Raw genomic sequence first — 26,002 nt, forward strand, 5'->3', positions numbered from 1 at the left:
ATCAGGCTTCGCTGGAAAACTTGTCGTAGGTGGGTGCGTCCATCAGCGCATCGAGCTGCAGTGCATCGGCGAGCTTCACCTTAAAGAACCAGCCGGCGCCGAGCGGGTCGCTGTTGGCCAGCGATGGGTCGGCGCGCAAGGCCTCGTTCACTTCAGTGACCTCGCCCGACAGCGGCATGAAGACGTCGGCCGCGGCCTTGACCGACTCGACCACGCCGGCGACTTCGCCCTGCGCAAAGGTCTTGCCGACTTCGGGCAGGTCGACGAAGACGACATCGCCCAGTGCGTCCTGCGCGTGGACCGTGATGCCGACGGTGACCGGAGCGCCTGCCTCGGCGGCATCGACCCACTCGTGGTCTTTGGTGTATTTGACTGTCATCTGAAAACTCCTTGAGAAAAAAATTCAGCCTCTGAAATAGTGCGTCGGAACGAAAGGCAGCGTGGTCACTTCCATCGGGACCGGCTTGCCGCGCACGATCGCCTGAATGCGCGTACCGGGCTCGGCATAAGCCAACGCGACATAAGCCATCGCGATCGGCCGTTCGGCGGTCGGGCCGGGCAGGCCGCTGGTGACCTGGCCGATGGCCAGTCCGCCTTCGAACGATTCGAGCAGCGTGCCGTCGCGCACCGGGATGCGCTCCAGCGCGACCAGGCCGACGCGCTTGCGCTTGAGCGTCGCGTGGTCGGTATGACCGGCGGCGCCGGTCGAGGCAGTGAGCTGTGCCAACACTTTGTCTGCGCCCGGAAAACCGCCTTCGCGCGCGCCCCCGGCGCGTCGCACTTTCTGGATCGCCCAGTTGAGCGCGGCTTCGACCGGCGTGGTGGTGCTGTCGATGTCGCTGCCGTACAAACACAGCCCGGCTTCGAGGCGCAGCGAGTTGCGCGCACCGAGGCCGACCGGTTGGACCTCGGGTTGCGCCAGCAGCAGTCGCGCGAGCGCTTGGGCATCGCGCGCGGCCACCGAGATCTCGAAACCGTCTTCGCCGGTATAGCCACTGCGGGTGACGAAGACCGGAATCTTCGGGCCGTCGCCGTTGTGGATCAACACCGCACCGCCGGTCATGAAAACGAAGTGGTCGATGCCTGGACACAGGCGCGCCATCGTGGCCGCAGCCTTCGGCCCCTGCAACGCGAGCAAAGCATGGTCGGGCAGCGGCTGGACTTCGCATCGGTTGCCGATCTTGCGCTGGATGTGCGCCAGGTCGGCCACCTTGCAGGCGCCGTTCACGATGACGAAGATCGAGTCGTGTCCTTCGTTGAAGAACATCAGGTCGTCGAGGATGCCGCCCTCGTCGTTCAGCAGCAGGCCGTAGCGCTGCTTGCCCGGCGCGAGGCCGATGACGTCGACCGGCATCAGCGTTTCAAAAGCCGCCGCCGCATCGGGCCCGACCAGCCGCAGCTGGCCCATGTGCGAGATGTCGAACAGGCCCGCGGCGTTGCGCGTGTGCTTGTGTTCGGCGATCAGGCCGGCTGGGTATTGCACCGGCATCGAATAGCCGGCAAACGGCACCATGCGGGCGCCGAGTTCGACGTGCAGATCATGGAGCGGGGTTTTAAGCAAGGCGTCGGTAGCGTCGGATGGGGCAGCGGCCATGGCAATTTCCAGCAAAAAAAGCGCCCGATTTCGCTAGGGACGCGGTGTCGGTTTTTTTACCTGTGCGCCGGTTCCCCGTTCGAGGCCCCTGCGCCTTCGTCGGCCTCGAACGGCGAGGCATTCTCTTGTCCTCTGTCAGTGTAGTGGGTCGCGCCGATCGTGTTGGGTCGGCCGTACCTTGGTGGCGAATTCAGGCCCGCCAGGATGGGGTAACCCCTGTAAATAGCGCGCTAGCACCCGCCAGGCGTTCATTGGCCGAATACTTGTCACGTACGCACCCACGCAAGGAGACAAAGTATGAAAAGACACCGCAAGGCAACCGGCATTGTTCTGGCCGTGCTGTTGACAGGCGCCCAGGCGTCGGCCTTTGCCAATTCGGCACTGGCCAGCAAGTACGGTTGCCTCGGCTGCCATGCCGCGGCCACCAAGCTGGTGGGGCCGGCCTACCAGGACGTGGCAGCGAAATACAGTGGCGACAAGGGAGCCGTCGAGATTCTCATGAAGAGCATCCGGAACGGCGGCACCGGCAAGTGGGGCGATATGGCCATGCCGCCGCAGGCCCAGGTATCCGAGGCCGATCTGAAGCGCCTGGCCACGTGGATCCTCGGTGGTGCTCGTTGAGCACGGGCGTGATGGCAAGGGCTTTCCCTTGGATGTAGCTGGCTAAAACCTGCAGGCTGGAAGCGGGTGCAACACTGGCTCGCCACTCAAAAAAACCGGAGACAAGACATGCGTGTGATTGCTATTGAACCGTTGGCGTTGGCGCTGCCCGACGCAGACTCGTGCACCGAAGACAACGGCAGTGTGCCGAAGATGAATCTGCCGCTGGCACGCCGCAATTTTCTGAAGGGCTCGGGCATCCTGATGGGCACCCTTGCCGCTGGGTCGGTGCTGGCGGCGCTGGCGCCGTCGCGGGCCTGGGCGCTGGAACTGCAGCAGCTCAGCAAGAGTGAAGGGCAGACGCTGATGGCCATGGGCCGGGTGCTGTATCCGCACAAGAAATTGCCCGATGCGGTCTACGCGCTCCTGGTCAAAGACCTGGATGCCAAAACCGAGGCGGTGCCGATGCTGCGCACCGGCATTACCGCGCTCGACGAATCCGCTGGCGGCAGCTTTGTCAAAGCCTCGGCGGCAAAGAAACTGGCGGTGGTGAAAGCGATCGAAAGCACGCCTTTCTTCAACGCGGTGCGTGGTCAATGCGTGACCTCGCTGTACGACAACGACATGGCCTTCGCGGTCTTCGGCTACCCCGGCTCGGCCTGGGAGAAGGGCGGCTACATCACCCGTGGTTTCCAGGATCTCAAATGGCTGCCGGCGCCGACCCTGGCCGCCAGCCCGCCGCCGTTTCTCGGTTGAGCAGCGCCTGCCATCCCGACTATTCATACAAAGCAAGCAGGAGACAGACAACATGGCAAAGTTCGATTCCAGTGACGACTCGGTGGTCGTCATCATTGGTTCAGGTGCCGGCGGCGGCACGCTGGCCAACGAGTTGGCCCAAAAGGGCATCAAGGTGGTGGTGCTGGAGGCCGGCGCACTGCAGTCCAGCGCCACCTTCATCAACGACGAGTGGAAGTCGTTCGGCCAGATCGCCTGGCTCGATAACCGGACCACCTCGGGCAACTGGCGTGTGGCCACCGACTTCCCCAATCTGCCGGCATGGATCTGCAAGACGGTGGGCGGCACCACGACCCACTGGGCCGGTGCGTCGCTGCGACTGCAGGACCATGAATTCAGGGTGCGCACGGTGTATGGCGATATCAAGGGCGCCAACCTGATGGACTGGCCGGTCACGCTGAAGGAACTGGAGCCCTACTACGCACGCGCGGAAGACAAGATGGGCGTGACGCGCACCAACGGCATCCCGGGCCTGCCGGGCAACAACAACTTCAAGGTCCTTTACGCCGGCGCCACCAAGCTGGGCTACAAGGAAGTGCATACCGGCAACATGGCCATCAACAGCCAGCCGCGCGACGGCCGCGGCCGTTGCATGCAACTGGGCTTCTGCTTTCAGGGCTGCAAGAGCGGCGCCAAATGGAGCACGCTGTACACCGAGCTGCCCAAAGCCGAGAAGACCGGCAACATGGACCTGCGACCCGAGAGCCATGTCACGCGCATCGAGCACGACGCGGCCGGCAAAGTGAATGGGGTCGTCTACTTCGACAAGGAGGGCAAGGAACAGCGGCAGAAGGCGCGCATCGTGTGCGTCGCCGGCAACTCGATCGAAACCCCGCGCCTGCTGTTGCTGTCGGCTTCCAATCTGTACAAGGACGGGCTGGCCAACAGCTCGGGCCAGGTCGGTCGCAACTACATGCGCCATCTGACCGGATCGGTTTACGGCATGTTCAAGGATCCTGTCCACATGTACCGCGGCACCACCATGGCCGGCATCATTCGCGACGAAGCCCGTCACGACCCGAAGCGCGGCTTCGTCGGCGGCTACGAACTGGAAACGTTGTCTCTCGGTGTGCCCTTCATGGCAGCCTTCCTGAATCCAGGCGGCTGGGGTACCGAGTTTGCCGAGTACATGGACAACTACACGCGCCTGGCCGGCATGTGGATCGTCGGCGAGGACATGCCGCGCGAAAGCAATCGCGTCACGCTCAATGCCACTTTGAAGGACAAGTGGGGTAGCGCCATCCCCAATGTGCACTTCGACGACCACGAGAACGACATCGCGATGAGAGAGCACGCTTTTCGCCAGGGCCAGCGTGTCTACGCGGCGGCCGGCGCCATCAAGTCGTTTCGAACGCCGCCTTACCCGAGCACGCACAACATGGGCACCTGCCGCATGGGGGCATCGGCAAAAGACAGTGTCTGCAACGCCCATGGCCAGACGCACGACATCGCCAACCTGTTCATCAGCGACGGCAGCCAGTTCACCACGGGCGGCGCTGAGAACCCTACGCTCACCATCGTCACACTCGCGATCCGGCAGGCGGAGTACATCGCCAGCCAGATGACAGCTCGCGCGGTCTGAATTTTTTGTTGTCAATCAAAGGAAGCCGCCATGTGTGAGTTCTTCGTCAACGCCGACCCGATCCTGTACGAGCAGCGCTCGCGTACCGTGCGCATTCACGGCGTGCTCACCAGCTTGCGCCTGGAGAACATGATGTGGGACACGCTGGCCGAAATGGCGGCAGAAGAGGGGCGTACCACCAATGCATTGATCTCGACGTTTCACGACGAGGTCCTGGCGCACCGTGGTGAAGTGCCCAACTTCGCATCGTTCCTGCGTGTGACGTGCATGCGCTACCTGCGGCGCCGGCTGCTGGCCAGCGAGACGCCGCCGCGCATCGTTGGCCCGGCGCCAACGTCGGCCGTATCGGCCGCATCGGCCGCATCGGCAATGGTGCGCCCTTTGGCGGTGGCGACGTCCCGATGAGCTTCACCACCGAAATCCATCCGGGAGTTTGCGCGGAGCCGAATGCAGCGTCGCAGAGCTTCGTGTTCAACCACAGCATGCTGCGCGTGAAGGATCCGGCGGTGGCGCTCGATTTCTACAGTCGCGTGTTCGGCATGCGGGTACTGCGCAAGCTGGATTTTTCGGAGATGCAGTTCTCGCTCTATTTCCTGCACAAGCCAGTGGCTGGCCACGCACCGCCCGACGATGAAGGCGAACGCACCGTGTGGACTTTCAGCCAGACCGGCGTCCTCGAACTCACGCACAACTGGGGCACCGAGAAAGACGTCGACTTCAAATACCACGACGGCAATGCGCAACCGCAGGGTTTCGGGCACATCTGTTTTTCGGTGCCCGACCTGGACGCCGCGGTGCAGTGGTTCGACGACAACGGGGTGACGTACGTCAAGCGCCCCGATCAGGGCAAGATGAAAGACGTGGCCTTTATCAAAGACCCGGATGGTTACTGGATCGAGATCGTCGAGCCGGCCCGGCTTAAGAAGCTGGGTCGATCCTGAGTCTTCGATGTTCGGTGGCATCCCCACGCAATACGGCGCAAATTTTGCGAAGCGCGGCGCGATGAAATCATGGCCCACCACCCGGGTTGGGTATGCCAGCAAGCGCACCCGTGACCGCACCACTCCAGATGGCCGGACAAAACGCATTGGCCGTACCGACCTTGTCGCCCAGTGCATCCAGGCCGCTGCCCAGCAGCTGGTTCGCCCATTCGGTGCTGTTGTTGCGCACGAACGCAAACACATTGGTCATTGCGTCACCCGGTGCTTCCAGCACGTTGTTGCCCAGATTGTTGTTCCACTGCGGATCCCATTGCAGATCGATGCTGCGATCGCTTTTTGGGCCGAAGGCATAGAAGGGATGCCAGTAGATTGGCGACTCCATGCCGACGACGCCTTCTGCCGTCAGCGGAATCTTGCCTTGGGCAAGGTAGTACGCGTCCAGCTGCGTGAGCCTGAAATCGCCCGCGGGCGCGGTGGCGCCATCGGGTGACAGCACCTTGAAGTAGGCCTCGGCGACGAACTGATATCCCTGCAACGCCTTCACGATAAGGCGGTTGGCGATCGGGATGCCCAGTCGATAGCCGTAGTGCACACGCAAGTGCAGCACGCTCGCTTCGCCCAGCGTCTCGTTCGAAATAGCGCCACGCAGTTCGCCGTCGGGCGGCGTCGGGTCGTTGATGCCGGCGCCGGTCGACAGCGCCTTCGCCTTGAAGTCGTAGGGCAAGGGCTTTCGGTAGCGCATCGTGTCGTTCGGGATCTGCACCACCCAGCGGTTCTCGCCGAAGTTCTCGACGAACGACCAGTCGATAAAGGCATGTTGCGTCGGGTTCAGGTACTCGATGCAAGCTGATTCGATCAGGTCCTTGTTGGTGTCGACCCAGCCTTTGACGAGCCCGCCGGGGCTGGCTTCGCGCACATTGAGCGGCATCATTCCCTTGACCAGTCCTTGCCAGACGCTGCCGCGCGTCAGTACGTTGGTGGTGGTCTCCAGTGCCGCGCTGTTCACCGCGCCCCAGCCCTTCGCATTGGGCATGCGCATGATGAAGGGCAGTGGCATGCCGTTGTTGAGCGAGCCGGCCCGCGCGGCCTCGTGCGCTGCGTATTCCAGCGTCAGCCGCGTTCGGTAGATGAGGCCGAACTGCACGAGGCACATCACGAACAGGATGAGCACGGGCAGTGCGATCAGCGTCTCGGTCATCGAGATGCCGTGCTGGCGGCTTCGGCCGCTGGGCCGGTGGGCGGGTCGCGCGGTCATGCGGGTTCCTTTTCGGTTTGCCATCCGTACAAGCTCGTACCGACGAAGAGTCCGAGTGCGCGCGCCTGGCCTGCCGCCAGTTCGAGCACGCTCGCAGCCTTCCGACACATCGCCATGCGCATCGGCGCGAGGCGCTCCGCGATGCGCACGATGCGGCCGGTGCGATCGACGAAGACGACGTCGATGTCATGCCGCATGCCGACCGTGTGGACCGAACTACAGCGCGTGATGAAGAGGCCCTCGCTGCCCTGCAACTCAGGCCGGCCGAGCAACCCGCGCGTGCGGTCCCAGCCGCTTTCGGCAATGCGCACCGGGCCGATCGGCTGCGCCGTCGACGTGGCTGAAAGGTGAACGGCACGCATGGATTCAGTTCGTCCGCGTCGACGCAAGGAACTCCATCACCAGCGGAAAAAAGATGATGATGAAAGTGACCGGAAAAATGAAGATGACCAGCGGCCCGATCATCTTCACCGGCGCCTCCATGGCCAGCTTTTCGGCATGCTGAAAACGCTCGGTGCGGCGCTGGTCAGAAATGGCCGAGAGCGTGTCGGCCAGGCTGGCGCCAAGCGATTCGGCCTGCGTCAGATTCGACACCAGGCTCTTGATGTGCCGGTTGTCGAGCCGGTCGGCCAGTGCGTTGAGGGCGTCCATGCGGCTCGCGCCGGTGCGCATCTCGCGCATCATCCGGTCGAACTCTTCGCCCAACGCACCCTTCGGCCCTTTCTGCACGGCCTGCGCAATGGCGCCGGTGAGGCTCAGCCCGGCCTGGCAGCACAGCGTGATCATGTCGAGGTAGCCCGGGAGGGTGCGCAGGATGTCCTTGTCGCGGCGCTTGCGCCGGTCGCGCATCCACATGACCGGATAGAACCAGCCCAGTACGCAGCCCAGCAGCATGATCCACACCTTGGTGCCTGCCACCGCGTTGAGCATGCCCGCGGTCCACAGGCCGAGCCCGCCGACGATCAGCATCGAGACGATCTGCACCGCGATGAACTCTTCGGCGCGCAGCACGAACTCCAGCCCGGCCAGTTGCAGCTGGCGCTTGCGCTTGACCAGCATCGACGTCGGCATGATTTCCGACACGTGGAACTGCAGGATGTTGATGGCCGGCCACACCACGCGCAGCGCGATAGGCAGCGGGTCCATGTGGGTGCGCTCCGAAGGCCGGGCCTTGCGGATGAGCGCGATGACGTACAGCAGCAGCACCACGCCCGTGGTCGCGCACAGGAAGATGATGAGAAGCAGGATGAGCTGGCGCATCGGGTGTCCTGCTGTCAGATATCGATCGCGACGATCTTGCGGATCATTGCGTAGCCCAGCGACAGCATCACTGCGACCACGCCCAGCACGGCCCAGCCGATGGTGGTGGTGAAGAGCAGCTTCATGCTCGGCTGCATCAGGTAGAGCACACCCATCAGGAACAGCGGAAACAGCGTCATCACGATGCCCTGGATGCGGCCCTGCGCGGTCAGCGCCTTGATCCGGCCTTCGAGGATGGCCTTGCGGCGCAATGTCTCTGCCAGCACCTGCAGCGGCTCCGACAGATTGCCTCCGACTTCCTTGGACACGCGCAGCGCGACCACGACCAGCACGAAGTCCTGGATGTCGAGCCGCTGCGCCATTTTCTGGATCGCATCGTCGAAGCTCACACCCAGCCGTTGCTCCTTCAACACCAGCCCGAACTCCTGCCCCAGCGGTCCTTGCTGGTCGCGCACCAGCACCTGAATGGCCACCGACAAGGCGCTGCCTGCGCGCAATGCGCTGGCGATGAAGAGCAGCGCATCGGGCAGCTCCGATTCGATCAGCTGGCGCCGCTTCTTGCGTTGCCATGCGAACCAGCGCGCCGGCAGAAGGTAGATCAGCACCGCCAGCACCAGCCCGCCGACCAGCCGACCCGACAGCAGCCAGCCGACCGCAGCGCCGGCGATGACCATCGCCATGTGACCCGACGCGAAAGCCATCGCGTGCTGTGCCTGGAACTCCGACAGGTTCAGGGTGCGGCGACCACTGCTCTGCAGCTTCTGCATGACCCTTGCCTTGAAGACCGACGAGCGCTGCAGCACGAGGTATCCCACCAGGCAGAAAAAGCCCATGCCGCACAGCACGGCGCCCGTCAATGCGATCGTATTGGGGCTCATGCCGTTGCCTCGCCGAACATGTAGTTCATGTCGAGCTTCACGCCGTGTTCCTGCAGCCGCGTGAAGAACTCCGGCACCGGCCCAGCAGCGCCAAAATTGCCGACCGTCCGGAAGTCCGCATCGACGCCGGTCTTGCGGAACACGTAGATGTCCTGCATCTGGATCACGCCTTCCGAAAAGCCGGTGATCTCGGTGATCTGCGTCACCTTGCGGCTGCCGCACGGAAAGCGGGTGAGCTGCACGATGAGGTCGACAGCCGAGGCGATCTGTTCGCGGATGGCCGAGACCGGGATGTTCATGCCGGCCATCGTCACCAGCACTTCGAGCCGCGAGACGGCATCGCGCGGCGAGTTCGAATGCAGCGTGGTGAGCGAGCCGTCGTGACCGGTGTTCATGGCTTGCAGCATGTCGAGCGCCTCACCGCCACGGCACTCGCCGACCACGATGCGGTCGGGCCGCATGCGCAGCGAGTTGCGCACCAGGTCGCGAATCGCGATGGCGCCCTTGCCTTCGATATTGGCCGGACGCGATTCGAGCGACACCAGGTTGGGCTGCCCCAGCGAAAGCTCGGCGGCGTCTTCGATCGTCACGATGCGCTCGTCGGGCGGGATGAAGTTCGACACCATGTTCAAGAGCGTCGTCTTGCCGGTGCCGGTGCCGCCCGAGACGATGATGTTGAGCTTTTCCTGCACGGCGATGCGCATGAACTGCACCATCTGCGGCGTGATCGAACCCATCTGGATCATGCCCTCGTGACCCATCCGGTTCTTGGGAAATTTGCGGATCGTGATGCTCGGGCCGCGCAGGGCCAGCGGCGGAATGATGGCGTTCACCCGCGAGCCGTCTTTCAACCGCGCGTCGACCATCGGCGAGCTCTCGTCGATGCGCCGGCCCAGCGGCGTCACGATGCGTTCGATGGCGCCCAGCACCGCGATGTTGCTGGTGAAGGCGACGTTGGTGCGCTCCAGGCGACCGGCACGCTCGATCCAGATTTCGTCGAAGCGGTTGACCATCACCTCGGTGATGGTGTCGTCCTTCAGCAGCACTTCGAGCGGGCCGAGGCCGATGGCTTCGTCGAGCAGCTGCTGGCTCAGCAGGTTGCGGTCGAGTTCGGGTGGCAGGTCGCGCGTATCGCGAATGATCTCGGCGATGAGCGCGCGGATATTCGAGCGCAGCTCTTCGTCCTTCATCTGCGCGGTGTCGATGCGGCGGTTCTCCAGCTGCTGCAGCAAGGTGCGATGCAGCGATCGACGCCAGCGCAGCAACGGATCTTCGAGCAGCGGCGCGGCGGTGCGCACTGGCGCGTCCGAGTCGTTGGGCAGCTCCGCGCCGGCGGGCTGCAGAGAGGCGTCGAGCAAGACCACCAGCGTGTGGCCGCCGATGATGATTTCTTCACCGCCCGCCATCGGCCCGTAGCGCGTTACGCGGTTGCCGTCGACCCAGGTTCCGAACAGGCTCCCCAGGTCCTGCAGGAACACTTCTTCATCGTTCACGACGAACTGCGCGTGCTGGCGCGCCACGTTCCAGCCGGGCAGCACGATGGCACTTGCGCTGTCCTTGCCGATCTGCAGTTCGGGCACGTCCAGCGCGATCTCGCGCACGGGCTGCTGGGGTGAATTGACCAGGACCTTGTGCATCGTGGCGGGCCTCAGGGCGCCTCTTGCTGGCCGGGCGCGAGGGGCGGTGCGCCATCCGGTGTTGCACGGCGCGCGGCACCGTCGCCGGTGGCGGGCTTCGACTGGTCTTCCACCAGGTTGCCGAAGCCGCGGTTGACCTGGTCCTCGATGCGGTTCGCACGCTCGATGCGCGGCGCGCTGTAGTTGGGGTCGACCACGCGCGGCGTGATGAACACGACCACTTCCTGCTCGGTGTCGGTGTCGGTGTCGGCACGAAAAGCGCGCCCGATGATCGGTGCGCGGCGCAGGCCCGGCAGGCCGTCGCTGGCGCGCGACGACTCGCGCTTGATCAGGCCGGACAGCACGATGGTCTCCCCGTCGCGCACGTTGAACTCGGTGTCGGTGCGGCGGATCAGCAGGCCCGGTATGCCCTGCACCGCGACGCTGCGGTCGATGCTGCTCACCTCCGTCAGGATGCTGCCCGACACGTTGCCGGCACCGTCGGCAATGGGCTTGATGTTCAGCCGCACGCCGTAGGGCTTGAACTCGACCGAGCCCGCACCCTGCGTGCTCAGGGCGGGCAGCGGAAACTCGCCACCGGCCAGGAACTTGGCCTCGCCGCCACTGCGGGTCGACAGGTTGGGCGTGGCCAGCAGGAACGCGTTGCCGCGCTGCACCAGCAGGTTGATTTGCGAGCCCAGGGTCGCGGCCACGCCGAAGTAGCTTTGCGGCGTGCGCTGGTTGCGGCTGAGCAGCGCAGCGCCGGCGGGCGTTGCATCGGTGAAGGTGGTGTCGGCCGGCAACACGCGATAGGAGCCGCTCGACGCGATGTCCGAGAACAAGCCCAGGCTGAAGCCGCCGTTGGTCATGCCCTGCCAGCGCACGCCCAGATCGTCGAGCGCCGTCTTGTTGAACTCGACGATGCGCACCTGGATGTCGACCATGCGGTCGAGGCGAATGCGGTCGGCCGTCGCGAGCGACACCACGGCCGGGCTGTAGAGCTGCGCCACGGTGCCCAGCCGCTCGACGGCGCCGGGGTCGAGGTTGCTGCCATCCATGACGATGCGCTCGCCGATGCGGCGGATGTTCACGCCCGTCATTCCCTTGGTGATCTCGCGCAGCTCGGCCTCGATGCGCTCGAGGTCGATGATGTTGACGCGCACCTTTACCTTGCGCACGCGGCCCGCCTTGTCCCACACATGCAGCGTGCTGTCACCCGCGTCCTGCGCGGTGATGAGCATGTTGTTGCCATCGAGCACACGCGCTTCGAGCACCTTGCCGCTGCCGATGGCGACGCGTGCCACGTTCGGCATGCGCACCAGCGCCATCTGGCCGACATAGAGGGTGAGATTGGCCGGCAGGTCCTGCATGACCGTGGCGCGGCTGGCGAGTTGATCGAGTTCGGCGGCGCTGATGGTCGGGCTCGTGGCCGGGCTGTTGGTCGTGCCGGTGGAGGGGGCGGCAGCGCCCGCTGCAGGTGCAACGACAGGCGCAAGAGGCCGGATACCAGGCGAGCGTTCGATCGGCGCGGACATCGGCGGCGATGCTGGCGACCACGTGGACCCGGACGACATCGCAGCCGGCGCGACCGTCCCCGGTGGCAAGGTAGCGGGGCGTTGCTGGGCCAGCGCGGGACCCTGCGCCAACAGGCACCAGGTCGCGGTTGCAGCGGCAGTCGCAGCCAGGCTGCTTCGGCGGACGATCGAACGTTTGCAGTAGGTCAAAGGCAGGGCGCTCTCGGGCGTCATGGATAAGAAATCGGAAGCGCCGGGGTCGATGTTCGACAGCACGGCGGAAAGGAGTCGGGGTCGATGCGGCTTCACCGTGGCGGCGCGGCTGCAGGCTCTGACGGCGCGGGTGCCGCGTTGGCTGCTGCAGCCGCTGCGATCGCTTGTTGCAGCCCCTGGCCCAGCCCCGATCCACCGGCGCCGCTGCGCCCGTTCGAGCCGCCGACGATGTATTCCACGCCCGGCGGCGCTGCTGCGTGAACGGCGGCGGAGGGACGCATGCGGTACGGCCGAAAGCCGTCGACGATGGCATCGAGGTCCATCGCATCGACGCCGGTTCGCATGGTCTGGCGGTCTTCGGGATTGCGCAGCGCGGCCACGATCTTGCCCATGCGCTGCGCCAGGATCAGCTTCTGCGCATCGGCGGGCGCGATGGCCACGGTGACCGTGGAATAGCGCTGCTGCGCATACGGATCGGCCTCGGCCGACACCTCGGAGCGTTTGCGCATCGAAGCGAATTGTTCCGACGTGATCTGGCCGGTGGCGCGCACCTCGACGTCCTGCAGCAGCGGCACCACCACGGCCTGCGTGCCTTCCTTCTGCTTTTCGACCACGTACATGAAATCGATGCGGTCGCCGGCGCGCAGCATGCCGGAGATCGAGCTGATCTCGTCCACCGGAATGGTGATCGCGCGCACGCCGCGCTCGATCTCTTCGGCGAAGACCTTGCGCGGCGCCGCGAAGAACGAGGCGAGCAATGGTTTGCCGGCAGCCACCGGCACCGTCAACTGGCGTCCGGCGAACTGCACGAAGGTCTCGGGCGTGAGCGCGTCGTTGTGCACGTACTCGGTCGGCACCGATCGCTTGGCGACCATGGTCGGCAGCACCACCATGCCGTCGCCGAGCGCCTGGCGCGCCACCACCACGTCGCGTCGCTGGCTGTTGGCGTCCTGTTCGAGGCTGGCGGCAATCTCGCGCTCGCTGGCGCGCAGGTAGTACCAGCCGAGGCCGGCCGCCAGGAGCCCGAGGATCAGTGCGCCGATGAGCGGAGACAACCGCCGAAGGTTCTGCTTGACTTTGAGGAGGCCGGGAGAAGGTTTCATCGATGTCTGTGTAGAGGCGGTAGGGGAGGTCTGCAGGCGGCTAGAGCGGATAGGAAAGGGTGTACGAATACGTCGACCAGGCATCCTGGAAAGCCTTGATCAGCAGACCGACGACCGAGCGGTCGTAGCCCGGTACGGTGGCGAAGAGCGCCACGGCCAGGATGCCGGCGACGATGACGTACTCGGTCATCACCTGGCCGCGTTGATGTCGCCTCATTCAGATCGCTTCATTCGGGCGTCGTCTGGCTGGCGACGACGAAGCAGCTGCCTTCTTGTCGCGCGATGGTCACGACCATTTCCTCGGTGCCACGACGGAACACCAGCGCCGAGCGCGTGCCGGCCTCCACGGTGCGGTCTTGCAGCAGCGCCCAACCGAGCAGCACCATGCGCTCGCGGAGATACAGCCCATTGGTCTCGACGCTCATCCCGTTGGTCAGCATGATGGTGCGGTTGCGTTGTCCGGGATCGAACGAGAGCGTGTCCGACACCACCTGGGAGCCGGGCGGCCGCGGGAAGCCCTTGCCAATGCGCTCGGTGCGCTCCTGCTCGCTCGGGCCGCCTTCTTCGTACAGCGCGGCGCTCGCCAGCCGGCCGAGTGTCTTGCCCGGCGTACCGCGCAACTGAACCGTCACCTGATAGATGCCCATCCGCGCCCCGAGCACGCGCACCTCGCCGACCTGGCTCGCGGCGTAGCCGACCTTGTCCTTGAACCACGTCTCGTACCAGCGCACGACCTCGGCCACCGAAGCATCGGTTTCGAAGCCGCGAATCTGCATCGGCACCGTGTTCTGCTCGATGTACTGCGCGATCCAGTAGCTCCTGGCATCGGGCGGTGGCGGCACCAGCGGCCAGTCGCGTTGCGGTGCAGCGGCCCAGCTCGCAGTCGCTGCGAGCCACAGCGCCACGGCGCCGATGAAGGCGGCGACGCGAATGCGTTGCGAAGCGTGCTGCAGAGCGAACGGCGGTGCGGCGTTCACGGCAGCGTGTTGACCACGGGTGTCGGCGGAAACGCGCGGTAGTAGCGGAACTTGTCCTTGGGGCTGCCGCCATCGGCATCGGCACCACCGCCCGTCTCGGTGGTCGCCTGCGGTGTGATGCGCTCGAAGCGGTCGAGAGGCGTCTTCTCGATCGCATCGCCCGGCGTCAGGCCGAAGGTGAGGTTCGCATTCTTGAAGCCGGGATAGACCTGGCTGATCGCGTATGCGGACTGATGCAGTCCGCTGCGCAGTTGTTGATAGAACACGCTGTCGGTCAGCTTGAGCGGCACCAGGCCCTGGATCTTCTTTTCTTCGCGGTTGGTGCCGCCGGCGTTCCACGCTTCGGTCAGCATCGTGACCTGCTCGGTCATCTCGATCTGCGGCATGAGCGTGAAAGACGCATTGGTCTGCGTCACGTCGACCTGATTGCGCAGGTAGCCGCCGCTCACGAAAGTAAATTTGCCGAGCGACTGCGTGATGATGTTGTTGCCCAGCGCGTTCTGCGCCACCCGGATGGTGTCCCACAGCGTGTCGCTGGCGTTGAGCAGCGAGGGCAGGGTGGCCGCACTCGTGGTGGCCACCACGCGCGTGGTGCGCGCATCGATGGCCGGCAGCGTCGGCTCGAACTCCGCGATGTCCGCCGCATGAATGGTGGCGCCCGCGGTCGCGCGATCTCTGAAGATATGACGGCGCAGGTCGCGGGTCACCTCGTCGTCGGATTTCTTGATGGCACCCGACGCACCCTTGGCCTCGGCCGCGTCGATCGCGTTGGTGCCCGGCATCCACACCGTGCGTTGCCATGCCAGCAGCTTGGCGGCGGCCACGGTCTGCTGGCGCTTGGTGCCGTATTCGGCAATGGCCGGGATCGCTGCGAGCGCGATGGCGGCAAAGCTGATCACGAGCAGGGTTTCGGTCATCGCATGCCCCTGCATGCGTGCGGCGCGGTGTGGGGGCACGGGTGCGGTCTTCATCAGTCGCCGCTGTCTGGTTCGGCCGCGGCACCGATCGCCGCGCCACCCATGGCGATGGCCCGTGCCCACAACGATGGCTCGACGTTGTGCACGTGCCAGTACGGGCTGAAGAGGCTCCGGTGCTCGATGTAGCCGCCGGCAAAACCCACGTTGAATTTTCCGATTTGCGGTGGATCGTCGGCAGAAAAGTCGCGCCGGGCCCAACGGTCTTGCGGCCGCCTGAAGTACACCTGCGAGGTCGACACCGCCTTGATGTAGTCGCCCCCGAAGTTGTCCTTGAGCCCCGCACGAGAACCCTCGGTTGCATCGCCGAAGCCGGCCACCTCCCCGGTGCGGATGCGCTCGGCGCCCTTTTGCACGACCAGGGTGAGGGCCGGGCCCTTGTCGGTGTTCTTGCCCCACTTCAGAGGGTTCTTGCCCTTGAAGCCGTTCTCGCCCAACCAGTTGTCCGACTCGTGGGCGACCATCGGCTCGTGCGCCTTGACGTCGATGAAGCGTGGCATCGACCAGTCCTGCGTGAGGTTGGTGCCGATGCTGGTGCGTGGGCCGTAGTGCAGCTTGGCATCGAACTGAAGCACTGGCCAGGCGCCGGGCAGGATGCCGCCGTTGCGGTTGCCCGCAGCGCGCTCGAACGAGCCGCGGACCATGTAGGCGCTGTCGCCGATGGTGTCGTTCAGCCCGCCGTAGTCGCGCGCTTCGGTCGCAAAGGTATCGAGGGTCAGGCGTTGGCCTTCCCAACTCTTCATCACGTTGGGACCACCCGCCGCGGCGGCGCCGGCGCCGAGTCCGAAGCGACCGCGTGCGATGTCGCTCGCGCCGCCGATGAGGTCGGTGTAGAGCAAGCCGATCGGCAGGCGTATCTCGATGGCGTCGGCCGACTGCCACCGGATGCGGCCCGGTCGTCCACCGAGAATGCCCCGGTCGGCCACCAGTTCGGTCCCGCCGTTCCAGTCGACCAGCCCGCTGATGACGCTGCCCGCCAGATTGGCGAACCCGGGCGGCGTCACCGGGAAATTGCTGACGATGCCTTTGAGCGAACCCGCGACGCCGGAGCCGATCCACGTCGCCCAGTCGGGCAGAAAGCGGCGCTTCTTGGTCCAGTCGTCGCGCGTCGCTTGCGCGGCATGGGCGAAGCGCAGCACCTCGTTGTAGTCGTCCTCGTCGAACGGCCCGCGCGCCGACTGGTGATAGCTCTTCAGGTACAGGCCGAGGTCGGCGACGAACTTGGTCGCGAGGATGGCAGTCTCGCCCGGCGGCACGGTGGCGTCCGGGTCGTTGGCGCGAAGCACGTCGACGATGACCTGCGGCAGTTGCGCGGCCGTGCTGGCGAGCATCGCGACCTGGCTTGCGGAGATGCCCTGGTTCAGGATGCGCAGCACGTCGACGCCGATCTGCAGCGGCTTGGACGCTGGCTCCACGAAGCCTGCAATGCGATCGGCGGTGCGTTGCAGCCGCTGTGCCTGACCCAAGTTGACGACCCACCTGGCTATGAAGATCAGGTCAAAGGGTGGCGGCGTGCGGGCAGCAGTTTGAAGATTTTTCAACCCCTCGAAGCCCTTGGCGATCACACGACCTTCCTGGATGTTGGCCGCGCTGGTGATGAAAGCGCCCATCGAGGTCTGCACGCTGGCCAGCGTCGCGATGCTGGCCTCGTTGGCCGCCATCGCGCGGTTGGTGTACGCAAGGTAGTTGAGGCTGCGGGCGGTGAGCACGCTGGCGCTGTAGGTGGTCGCGTCGGCCGTGTTCTGCAGCTTCATTTTTTCGCGCGTCGCAGTGGCCGTGTTGTAGACCACCAGGATGCTCAAGAAAACGATCGGCAACATCGCCACGATGAAGACGATGGCCTGGCCGGCCTGCCGACCCGGATGTCGATGCCGACCCGTCTGATGCTTCGGCATGTTCGGGCGGGTCATCGGCGCGAGCGCGGGATGTTTGGCGCCTGGTTACTTGGCGCCGTCCGCCGCGCCCTTGGTGTAGGTGCTCATGTTGTAGTTCACATCGGCGTTGGTGGAGCCCTTGCCGGCGGCGGTCTGCGCCTTGGTCACCTCGGCCGAGCCGGTCTTGCCGCCGACCTCCTGCGACATGCCTGCCACCTGGTTGCGCAGCGTCTGCCCGAAGAAGCTGAACACCGCGATCGCAGAGATGGCGATCAGCCCGAGGATCACGAGGTACTCGGTCATGCCCTGGCCCTTGACCTTGATCTTCGAGACGATGTGGCGGCGAACCTGGCTCAGACGTTGGGTATTCATGGAAGCTCCTGTGAAAGACATGATGAAGACACCCTGCAAGGCGATTCCGATGGCGTTCAGGCCATGGTTTGCAGGGCACGCGAATCGAGTCTATGAAGGGGCTTCAGGGACGTTCTGTAGGTTTCTCGCCAACCCCGATACAAAACCGTCGTCAGGTGTAAGTCAGTGTTAACGAATTGTTGCCTGAGGCTCCGCGCTCGGGTTTACAAACCGTCTTCGGCCAGGGCGCCCGAGAACCGGAGATGACTCTGCCGACGGAATTCGCTCGGTGTCACGCCTTTGAGGGCAAGAAACTGGCGGTTGAAGTTCGCGACGTTGTTGAAGCCCGCGGCATAGCAGATCGACGTCACGTATCGATTGGTCTGCATCAGCAGTTGGCAGGCGTGCGTGACCCGCATCTGGTTCACATAGCCCGGAAAACTGGTGCCCGTGGAGCGCTTGAAGAGCCTGCCGAAGCGGCCCGTATTCATGCCGAGTTCGGCTGCCACGATGGCCACGGTCAGCGGTGCCGCCGGGTCGGTGGCGATGCGGGCAACCAGTCCCTGGATCGCTTGCAGATCGCAGTCGCTGGCGTCGTCCGAGTTGGCGCTCGACAGCAGGCGGTAGTCGGTGCACCCCGACAGCTCGATGAGAAGGTCGCAAAAGAGTCGAAATCGCTTGAGGCCATGCGTCGCCTTGATGGCGAGCCAGCTTTGCTCCGCAGCTTCAGCCATGCCGAAGAACTCGATGCCGTGGCAGGCACGCTTGAGCATGCGTGCCGTCTCGTGCAGTTCAGGAAAGGTCTCGGCCCCCATCAAGATCGTGTCCGGTGAAAACTGGATCGCCAGGTCGCGTCGTGCCACGCCGGCAGCAGGTGCGTCGAGCGAAATCCAATTGTGTGGCAACCCGGAGCCGCACAGCACCAGATGACCCGGCTCGAAGGTGCCGATCCAGTCGCCCACGAATGCTTTGCCGGATGTCGCGACGATCAGGTGCAGCTCGAAAACGTCGTGAGAATGCCATCGCGCCAAAGGCGTCGGAAAGCCGTGTTCGATGCATCGCACCAGGCCCGCGGCGTTCGGTGCTTCGTAGCCCAACTCGAGCAGCCTGGAGGATTCCAGTTCGATTTCAGGAAGGCGCTTTCGGGCGGGTCGCCGATGAGGAAATAGCATGTGTGCGTAGCCGCCCTGTTCGATGCAGTGGTCACACCTTAAGCGTGTCGCGTGCAGCGCACCATGCGCTATGCCGCAGTTGGCGTGCCATATGTGCGAACGGGTCAGGTTGCCTAGACAGGTGCAGCCTAGACCTCTCTCATGACAGGAAGGTACACGACCGCGCTGGTCGCAGGCCGGGAGCCGCCGGTTGCGCGAAAGGCGCAATGCGTGTTAACTCGCGCGCGCCGCGCGCGCCTCTCTTGTCAGTGCCCGCCCGGCATCACCATGCGATGGCGGAGCTGATCGGCAACGACCGCGACGATCAGCAATGCGCCGAGCACCACCATCTGCAGGTACGAGCCGACGCTGGCCAGGTTCATGCCGTTCTGCACCAGGCCGATGAAGATCGCGCCCATCACCACGTTGGGCACGCGGCCGATGCCGCCACGCAGGCTGACGCCGGCGATCACGCAGGCCGCGATCGACTCGAGCGCCACCGTGCCGCCCAGATTGGCTTCACCGGTTTCGACGCGGGCCGTGAGCAGCAGTCCGCTGACCGCAGCGAGGCCGGCGCACAGCAGATAGGCGACGAGCAAGACACGACGCGTGTCGATGCCCGAGAGCGCCGCCGCCTTGGCATTGCCACCAACCGCCAGCAGGTGCGTGCCGGTCGGCGTGCGGCCCATGAGGATGCCGATGCCGGCAACGCACACGGCCGTCACCAGAATCGGTATCGGGATGCCGAGCAGCGTGCCGAAGCCGAACAGGTCGCTGAACTCGCTTGGCAAGCCCGACACCGGCACGCCACCCGTCAAGAACAGCGCGATGCCGAAGCCGATCGACTGCACGCCGAGCGTCACGATAAAAGGCGATACGCCGATGAAGGCGATGCCGATGCCGTTGACCAATCCGACCGTGAGGCCGGCGAGCATGCCGCACAGGCAGCCGACGATGACGACGACCCAGGTTGCGTCGGGCAACGCCACGCCCAGGCTTTGCATCGCCATCGCCGACACCACGGAGGTGATCGCCATGACGGTGCCGACCGACAGATCGAAACCACCGGTGACGAGCGCCAGCATCTGGCCGAGCGACACGAGGATGAGATAGACCGACTGGCGCAGCAGATTGACCAGGTTCTGGACGGTGAGGAACTGGTCCGACAGCGTACTGAACACGACGAAGGCGATCGCAAGCATGAAGGGCAACACACCCAGCCGCAGGAACATGCTGCGCAACATTCCAAGAACGCGGTGCGAAACGCCGGAGGCACGTGGGGTTGCCGCCGCGACGGCAGGACTCGGATTCATGACTTGCTTTCGTTGGAGCCGAAAAACAGATTGAGCACACGCGACTCATTGATCGCTTCGCCCTGCAGCTCGCCAGCGATCTCGCCGCGGCACATTACATAGACGCGGTGACTCAGGTGCAGCACCTCGGGCAAGTCCGACGAGATCACGACCACGGCCGCACCGCCTTCGCACAGGCTCTGGATCACCTTGTAGAGCGCGCTGCGCGTGCCGACATCGACACCGACCGTCGGCTCGTCGAAGACGTACAGGGCAGCCTCTCGCGTCATGCCCTTGCCGAAGAGCACCTTCTGCTGGTTGCCGCCCGAAAGCAGCGCGACCGGCCGGTCGAGGTTGCGCGGCGCCAGCTCGACTCGCGCTGCGGCATCGGACGAGAGCTTGCGCGCGAGCCGCTTGCGCAGCCAGCCACCGTGCCCGCGCAGCGGTCCGCTCACCAGCGGCAGCGTGATGTTGGCGTGCGAGGTAAAGCCGAGCACCAGGCCTTCGGCCTTGCGGTCGGGGGGCAGATAGAAGAGGCCTTCATCGAGCAACTTGCGCACGGTGGCGCCGGTACGTTCCTGGCCTTTGAAGGTGACCTTGCCTTCGCTCACTGCATCGAGCCCGTAGATGGCGCGGAACAGTTCCGACTTGCCACAGCCCACGAGGCCGGCCAGCCCGACCACTTCGCCGCGCCGCACCACGAGGCTCGCATTGCGCACGCCGTTGGGCGAGCTCAGGCCTTCGACTTTCAGCACCACATCGCCGGGCCGGTTGGCGATGTGCGGATAGATCTGCTCGATGGCACGGCCACTCATCAGTTCGATGAGCTGGTCGGCGTTGGTCGCGGCGGCATCGACGGTCGTGATCTTCCGGCCGTCGCGCAGCACCGTGATGCGGTCGGCGATCTGCGCGATCTCCTGAATGCGATGCGAGATATAGACGATGCCCACGCCGCGGGCCTTGAGCCGCGCGACGAGCTCGAAGAGGCGCTGCGTTTCCTTGTCGGTGAGCGAGGCGGTCGGCTCGTCGAGGATGAGCACGGAGACATCGCCGCGCAGGCCCTTGGCGATCTCGACCATCTGCTGCTGTGCGCGCGTGAGGCCTGACACCGGCGCGGTGGGGTCGATCTCGAAACCGAGGTCGGCCAGCATGGTTTTCGCACGCTCGCGCACGGCGTTGCGGTCGAGCAGGCCGCCCTTGCGCGGCTCGTCGCCCAGGCTCAGGTTCTGTGCAACGGAGAGAGTCGGGATGAGCGAGAACTCCTGGAACACCGCACTGATGCCGAGCCGCCGCGCGTCGTGCACGTTCGAGAATTTGACGAACTCGCCGTGCAGGCGGATCTCACCACCCGTCGGCGTGTTGGCGCCGGCGAGCAATGAGATCAGCGTCGACTTGCCGGCTCCGTTTTCACCGAAGAGCACATGCACTTCGCCTGCGCGCAGCTCGAAGTCGACATCGTCGAGCGCGAGCACGCCGGGGTAGCGCTTGCTGAGCGCCACCGTCTGCAGCAGCGGGACGGCGGCACTCATCGCGCGGGTCACGAAGCCAGCAGAGCCGGGCTCACTTGACTTCGAACACCGGCTTGAAGCTGGCAGGCGGCAGGATGTCGTCGAGCTTCACCGTCTTGATGTTCGCGCTGTCCACCACGAAGATCTTCGGGCCGACATGCTTGGTCACTTCCTTGCCTTCGAGAAGGCGCACTGCCTGGTCGACCGCGATGCGGCCCTGGATGACCATCGAGTCGGCCGGCGAGGCGACGATGCGGCCCTTCTGGATGCCTTCGTAGACGCCTGGCGTCATGTAGAACGAGAGCACCTTCACCTTCTTGTCGAGGTTGCGCGAACGCAGTACGCCGGTGGCCGCTTCGGCGGTGACCGCGGTGCCGGCCACGTAAGAGAGGTCGGGGTTGGCCTGCAGCGCGTCTTCGACCAGCTTCGACTGGACTTCCTTGCCGGTGTCGCCGTACTTGGGGTCGAGCACCACCACGGCGCTGCCCTTGACTGCGTCCATGAAGCCCTTGTTCGCGGCTTCGACCCAGCTGGCGCCGGCAGGGCCGGGGAACCAGCCGACCTTGACCGAGGGCGAGCCGGCCGGGTGCTTCTTGGCGAGGTATTCGCCGGTGCTCTGGCCCATCGTGTAGAACGAAACGAGCGACTTGGCCGAGATGTCCGGCGAGTTGATGCCGTTGACCAGGTCGATCACCGGCACCTTCTTGGCCGCGGTCGCCTTGATGACGTTGTTCAGCCCATCGCCGGAGATCGCGCCGATGATCACTGCGTTAGCGCCGCGTGAAACGCAGTCTTCGATCTGCGAGACCTGCTTGCTCAGGTTGGTGTAGCCGCCGGCGTCTGCCACCTGCAGCTTCACGCCCTGGCGCTTGGCTTCTTCGATGACGCCGTAGTCGACACCCAGCCAGTACGCATCTTTCATGTGCGGGAACGACACGCAGATGTCCCACTTCTTCGAGGCCTTGGCGAGCGGCTTGTAGTCGATAGGCGACTTCTTGCCGTCGGCCGCGAAGGCCGGCTCGGTGGACTCGGCTTTGTAGGGAAACCAGTCTGCCGCCGAAGCGGTGCCGTGCCACATGGTGGCGGTGGCCATGAGGGAGCTGACGAGCAGCGAGACGCGCAGGGATGAACGGTTCATGGTGGATGCCTTGGATGGATGAAAAGAAACGCTGGGAAAAAAGTGGTTCAAGCGGTGAGAGCGGCACGCAAGTGGGCAAGTCTTTGCCGCTTTTCGGCGCGGGCAGCCAGTGCGCCGGCCATGTCGACTTCGACGAAGCGGGCCTTGTGGTTGGGCTGCATCTGCGCGATCAGGTCCATGTCGGCGCTGATGACCGTGCCGACCATCGCGTAGCCGCCACCGGAGACGGCATCGCGGTGCAGGATGATCGGTTCGCGACCGCCCGGCACCTGGATCGAGCCGTACGGGTAGCCGGCATCGACGATGTTCGAAGGGTCGGCACCGGCACCGAACGGCGGCGTGCGTTCGACGAACTTCAGCGGCGTGCCGTTCTTGTAGCGGTAGCCGATGCGGTCGGCCTCCGAGCCCACGGTCCAGGTGTCGGCGAAGAAACTCTGCATCGACACCTCCTGCAGCTGATGGAAGTACAAGCCCGGCAGCACGCGCAGCTCGACCTCTTTGCCGAGCACCGGCACGAGTTCGGCTGGCGCACGCCTGCCGGCTTGTGCGGCGGATGCGGTGGACGAGATCGCGCCGACCGGCAGCTTGTCGCCCGCCATGAGCTTGCGGCCGTTGAAGCCGCCGAAGGCGCCGAGTCCGTATGTCGAACGGCTTCCGAGCACCACCGGCACATCGATGCCACCGGCCACCGCGATGCACATGCGCGCACCGAGCTTCATGAAGTCGAAGCTCAGCTTGTCACCGGCCTGCACAGAGAATCTTTCATTCCGCGGCACTTCGATTCCGTTGACTTTCACCTTGGCTTCTGCACCGGTCACGGCCACCGTCGCCGGCGCATCGAACTGCAGCTCCGGGCCGAGCAGCGTGCACTCGATGACGGCTGCGCCCGCGTCGTTGCCGACCAGCAGGTTGGCGAGCAGCAAGCTTTGCTGGTCGAGCGCACCCGACAGCGGAATGCCGAGGTTGTAGTAGCCGGGGCGGCCGGCGTCTTGCACGCTGGTCGCGAGACCCGGCTTGAGCACGTCAATCGCCATGGAGCACCTTCAGCAGTTGTGTGTTGTAGCCGTTCGGGTCGACGAGAAATTCCTTGAGCGAGAAGGACACCGGCACGATGCGCAGCGCATAGGTACCGGCTTCGACCTCGGCGATCTGTCGGTCGTATTCGACGCGGTCAATCGGCTTCCACTTGACGATGTCACCCGGCTGAAAGAACACCATCAGGTCCTTGAAGTACGACAGCCGCTGGGCCGGGTCGAAGATCGGTGCCGGCGTGACGCCGAACATCTGGTAGCCGCCTGCGCCGCGTACCGAGTAGATGCAACTGAAGCAGCCGCCGTGGCCCAGGGTGAGCTTGGGCGTGTCGGTGCGCGGGCTCAGGTACTTGGGTACCTCGATCTGCTTTTCGCGCTCGACCATCTGGAACAGAAAAGGCAGGCCCGCCACGAAGCCGACCATCGACACGAACCAGGGTGCATCCGAATGGGCCGTGATGAATTCGTCGACCGAGCCGTGGCCGTTGATGCGGGCTGCGTACTCGATGTCGGTACTGGTTGGGTCCTGGTGCCGCTCCCTGAAACGCATCAAGGTTTCGTGTGTCCACGGGTCGTTGTAGAGCACCGGGATTTCGATGATGCGGGTCTGAAGTTGCAAGGCGCCATCGCCCAGATCGGCCTCGATGGATTGCAGGGTTGCCAGCAACGCATCGGGCGCGATCACGTCGGGGTCGAAGCGCACCAGCAGCGCCGCATTGGCGGGGCAGATCTCGGTCACGCCGGGCAGGGCGCGGCGCTGCAATTCGGTGCAGATCGCCATACCCTTGAAGAACGCGGCCAGCGACATCTCCTCGCTGATCTCGACGAAGAGGTGTTCGTCGCCACCGAAGGTGTAGCGGGCTTTGGCCGGGACAGCAGTGAAGTCCTTCATGTCGCTCATGCGTTTTCCTTCGTGGGCAGGGTGACGGTCAGGGTGACGGGTGTGGTGGCAGGTGGCACGGCGGGTTCCAACGGGTTCGCCGTCAGCCATGTTTCGAGAAAGCCGGTGTGGAACGCGGCCTCGGCCACGGCCGCGTCATCGCACAGCGCGCGGTGGAGCGGAATGGTCGTGTGGATGCCTTCGACCTTGAGTTCACCGAGCGCGCGCCGCATGCGGGCCAGCGCACTGGCGCGGTCGGTGTCGTGCACGATCAGCTTGCCCAGTAGCGAGTCGTAGTAGGCCGGCACCTTGTACCCTTCGTACAGCATGCTGTCGAAGCGCACGCCGGGGCCGCCCGGCACGACCAGCTTCGACACCACGCCAGGGCTCGGCATGAAGTTCTTGGCCGCGTTCTCCGCATTGATGCGCACCTCGATGGCGGCACCCGTGAGGCGTATGTCCTCCTGCTTCAACCGCAACGGCTGGCCGAGCGCGATGCGCAGCATCTCTTTCACCAGATCGATGCCCGTGATCATCTCGGTGACCGGGTGTTCGACCTGGATGCGCGTGTTCATCTCGATGAAGAAGAACTCGCGGGTGTCGTCGTCGTACAGATATTCGAGCGTGCCGGCGCCGCGGTAAGACACCGCATTGGCAAGCCGCAAGGCCGACTCGCATAGCGCAGTGCGCGTGGCTTCGCTGATGGCCGCCGAGGGCGCTTCTTCCCAGACCTTTTGACGGCGGCGCTGCAGCGAGCATTCGCGCTCGAAGCAGTGCACCACGCGCTGGCCATCGCCGAGGATCTGCACCTCGATGTGGCGCGCCTGGCGAACGAAACGCTCCAGGTACACCTCGCCGTTGCCGAAAGCGGCCTGTGCTTCGGCTGTGGCGGTGGTGAACTGTTGCCGCAGTTCTTCTGCGTCTTTTGCGACTCGGATGCCGCGACCACCGCCGCCAGCCGACGCCTTGATCATGATCGGGTAGCCGATGTCTTCGGCCAGCGCGATGGCGGCGTCGGCATCGGTCACCACGCCGACGCTGCCGGGGACGGTCGGCACGCCGGCTTTCATCGCAGCGGCGCGTGCTGCGGCCTTGTTGCCCATGGTGCGGATGGCGTGCGGCGTGGGGCCGACGAACACCAGGCCGGCGGTTTCCACGCGCTCGGCGAAGTCGCCGTTCTCGGATAGAAAACCATAGCCCGGATGCACCGCGCCGGCACCGCTGTCGGCCGCCGCCTGCATCACGGCATCGACGTCGAGGTAGCTCTTGATGGCGTGGGCCGGGCCAATGCGAACCGCCTCGTCGGCCATCTGCACATGGAGGCTGGTCGCGTCGGCATCGCTATAGACAGCGACTGTCTTGAGGCCCAGCTCCTTCGCGGCGCGAATGATGCGAACCGCGATCTCGCCACGGTTGGCGATCAGCAGTTTGTCGAAGGCGGGTTGGACAGAAGCGGCGTTCATGTCGAGCTTCGC

The 26,002-nt window shown here is 64.8% G+C and carries 26 protein-coding genes; 5 read left to right on the forward strand and 21 right to left on the reverse strand.

Going from position 1 to position 26,002, the window contains the following annotated elements:
* Position 1: 1 nt before the first annotated feature.
* Positions 2-379, reverse strand: coding sequence for a glycine cleavage system protein GcvH (gene gcvH, locus H7F36_RS14700; protein ID WP_187051524.1), 378 nt, complete (start codon positions 377-379; stop codon positions 2-4).
* Positions 380-403: 24 nt separating this feature from the next.
* Entirely contained in the window at positions 404-1,594 is a 1,191-nt protein-coding gene (gene gcvT, locus H7F36_RS14705) for a glycine cleavage system aminomethyltransferase GcvT (protein ID WP_187051525.1), read from the reverse strand.
* A gap of 297 nt (positions 1,595-1,891) precedes the next feature.
* Between gcvT and H7F36_RS14710 the strand changes: the two genes are divergently transcribed.
* From H7F36_RS14710 to gloA, 5 genes are all read left to right on the forward strand, one after another.
* A complete protein-coding gene (locus H7F36_RS14710) occupies positions 1,892-2,215 on the forward strand; it encodes a c-type cytochrome (RefSeq protein ID WP_187051526.1) in 324 nt (107 codons plus the stop codon).
* Positions 2,216-2,323: 108 nt separating this feature from the next.
* A complete protein-coding gene (locus tag H7F36_RS14715) occupies positions 2,324-2,950 on the forward strand; it encodes a twin-arginine translocation signal domain-containing protein (protein ID WP_187051527.1) in 627 nt (208 codons plus the stop codon).
* Positions 2,951-3,002: 52 nt separating this feature from the next.
* Positions 3,003-4,571 (forward strand): GMC family oxidoreductase, encoded by a 1,569-nt coding sequence (locus H7F36_RS14720; protein ID WP_187051528.1) that lies wholly within the window; start codon positions 3,003-3,005, stop codon positions 4,569-4,571.
* 30 nt (positions 4,572-4,601) lie between these two features.
* A complete protein-coding gene (locus tag H7F36_RS14725) occupies positions 4,602-4,976 on the forward strand; it encodes a ribbon-helix-helix domain-containing protein (RefSeq protein ID WP_187051529.1) in 375 nt (124 codons plus the stop codon).
* Positions 4,973-5,512 carry a lactoylglutathione lyase gene (gene gloA / locus H7F36_RS14730; RefSeq protein ID WP_187051530.1) on the forward strand — a complete coding sequence of 180 codons (540 nt, stop codon included), beginning with the start codon at positions 4,973-4,975 and terminating at the stop codon, positions 5,510-5,512. The genes H7F36_RS14725 and gloA overlap by 4 nt, the downstream gene beginning before the upstream one ends.
* Before the next feature lie 67 nt (positions 5,513-5,579).
* Here gloA and H7F36_RS14735 read toward each other — a convergent pair whose 3' ends face one another.
* The 19 genes from H7F36_RS14735 to H7F36_RS14825 all read right to left on the reverse strand — a co-directional run bounded on the left by H7F36_RS14735 (position 5,580) and on the right by H7F36_RS14825 (position 25,990).
* The gene (locus H7F36_RS14735) at positions 5,580-6,767 is read right to left on the reverse strand and encodes a TadE/TadG family type IV pilus assembly protein (RefSeq protein WP_187051531.1); all 1,188 of its coding nucleotides are present in this window, start codon (positions 6,765-6,767) and stop codon (positions 5,580-5,582) included.
* Positions 6,764-7,129, reverse strand: a complete 366-nt coding sequence (locus tag H7F36_RS14740; protein ID WP_187051532.1) for a DUF192 domain-containing protein — start codon at positions 7,127-7,129, stop codon at positions 6,764-6,766. The genes H7F36_RS14735 and H7F36_RS14740 overlap by 4 nt, the downstream gene beginning before the upstream one ends.
* Positions 7,130-7,133: 4 nt before the next feature.
* A complete protein-coding gene (locus H7F36_RS14745; RefSeq protein WP_187051533.1) occupies positions 7,134-8,027 on the reverse strand; it encodes a type II secretion system F family protein in 894 nt (297 codons plus the stop codon).
* 14 nt (positions 8,028-8,041) lie between these two features.
* Positions 8,042-8,905, reverse strand: a complete 864-nt coding sequence (locus H7F36_RS14750) for a type II secretion system F family protein (RefSeq protein WP_187051534.1) — start codon at positions 8,903-8,905, stop codon at positions 8,042-8,044.
* The gene (locus tag H7F36_RS14755; RefSeq protein ID WP_187051535.1) at positions 8,902-10,542 is read right to left on the reverse strand and encodes an ATPase, T2SS/T4P/T4SS family; all 1,641 of its coding nucleotides are present in this window, start codon (positions 10,540-10,542) and stop codon (positions 8,902-8,904) included. The genes H7F36_RS14750 and H7F36_RS14755 overlap by 4 nt, the downstream gene beginning before the upstream one ends.
* A gap of 11 nt (positions 10,543-10,553) precedes the next feature.
* Entirely contained in the window at positions 10,554-12,056 is a 1,503-nt protein-coding gene (locus H7F36_RS14760) for a type II and III secretion system protein family protein (protein ID WP_261802302.1), read from the reverse strand.
* A 284-nt stretch (positions 12,057-12,340) separates the two neighbouring features.
* Entirely contained in the window at positions 12,341-13,351 is a 1,011-nt protein-coding gene (cpaB, locus tag H7F36_RS14765; RefSeq protein WP_187051536.1) for a Flp pilus assembly protein CpaB, read from the reverse strand.
* A 40-nt stretch (positions 13,352-13,391) separates the two neighbouring features.
* Positions 13,392-13,568 (reverse strand): hypothetical protein, encoded by a 177-nt coding sequence (locus H7F36_RS14770; protein WP_187051537.1) that lies wholly within the window; start codon positions 13,566-13,568, stop codon positions 13,392-13,394.
* Positions 13,569-13,578: 10 nt separating this feature from the next.
* Complete coding sequence (locus H7F36_RS14775; RefSeq protein ID WP_187051538.1) at positions 13,579-14,328, reverse strand: hypothetical protein; 750 nt, start codon at positions 14,326-14,328, stop codon at positions 13,579-13,581.
* Entirely contained in the window at positions 14,325-15,299 is a 975-nt protein-coding gene (locus tag H7F36_RS14780) for a hypothetical protein (protein WP_187051539.1), read from the reverse strand. Before H7F36_RS14780 ends, H7F36_RS14775 begins: the two co-directional genes overlap by 4 nt.
* Complete coding sequence (locus H7F36_RS14785; RefSeq protein ID WP_261802303.1) at positions 15,299-17,212, reverse strand: Tad domain-containing protein; 1,914 nt, start codon at positions 17,210-17,212, stop codon at positions 15,299-15,301. Before H7F36_RS14785 ends, H7F36_RS14780 begins: the two co-directional genes overlap by 1 nt.
* A 30-nt stretch (positions 17,213-17,242) precedes the next feature.
* A complete protein-coding gene (locus H7F36_RS14790) occupies positions 17,243-17,548 on the reverse strand; it encodes a Flp family type IVb pilin (RefSeq protein WP_187051540.1) in 306 nt (101 codons plus the stop codon).
* Positions 17,549-17,751: 203 nt separating this feature from the next.
* On the reverse strand, positions 17,752-18,699 hold the full coding sequence (locus H7F36_RS14795; RefSeq protein ID WP_187051541.1) for an AraC family transcriptional regulator: 948 nt from the start codon (positions 18,697-18,699) through the stop codon (positions 17,752-17,754).
* A gap of 245 nt (positions 18,700-18,944) precedes the next feature.
* Complete coding sequence (locus H7F36_RS14800; protein ID WP_187051542.1) at positions 18,945-19,991, reverse strand: ABC transporter permease; 1,047 nt, start codon at positions 19,989-19,991, stop codon at positions 18,945-18,947.
* On the reverse strand, positions 19,988-21,499 hold the full coding sequence (locus tag H7F36_RS14805) for a sugar ABC transporter ATP-binding protein (RefSeq protein WP_187051543.1): 1,512 nt from the start codon (positions 21,497-21,499) through the stop codon (positions 19,988-19,990). The genes H7F36_RS14800 and H7F36_RS14805 overlap by 4 nt, the downstream gene beginning before the upstream one ends.
* A 31-nt stretch (positions 21,500-21,530) precedes the next feature.
* Positions 21,531-22,616 (reverse strand): TMAO reductase system periplasmic protein TorT, encoded by a 1,086-nt coding sequence (gene torT, locus H7F36_RS14810; RefSeq protein WP_187051544.1) that lies wholly within the window; start codon positions 22,614-22,616, stop codon positions 21,531-21,533.
* 47 nt (positions 22,617-22,663) lie between these two features.
* Positions 22,664-23,650 (reverse strand): biotin-dependent carboxyltransferase family protein, encoded by a 987-nt coding sequence (locus H7F36_RS14815; protein ID WP_187051545.1) that lies wholly within the window; start codon positions 23,648-23,650, stop codon positions 22,664-22,666.
* Positions 23,640-24,539, reverse strand: a complete 900-nt coding sequence (locus H7F36_RS14820) for a 5-oxoprolinase subunit B family protein (protein WP_187054990.1) — start codon at positions 24,537-24,539, stop codon at positions 23,640-23,642. The genes H7F36_RS14815 and H7F36_RS14820 overlap by 11 nt, the downstream gene beginning before the upstream one ends.
* 5 nt (positions 24,540-24,544) lie before the next feature.
* The gene (locus H7F36_RS14825; protein WP_187051546.1) at positions 24,545-25,990 is read right to left on the reverse strand and encodes an acetyl-CoA carboxylase biotin carboxylase subunit; all 1,446 of its coding nucleotides are present in this window, start codon (positions 25,988-25,990) and stop codon (positions 24,545-24,547) included.
* Positions 25,991-26,002 lie beyond the last annotated feature (12 nt).

The organism is Variovorax sp. PAMC28562, from assembly GCF_014303735.1.
Taxonomy (GTDB): domain Bacteria; phylum Pseudomonadota; class Gammaproteobacteria; order Burkholderiales; family Burkholderiaceae_C; genus Variovorax.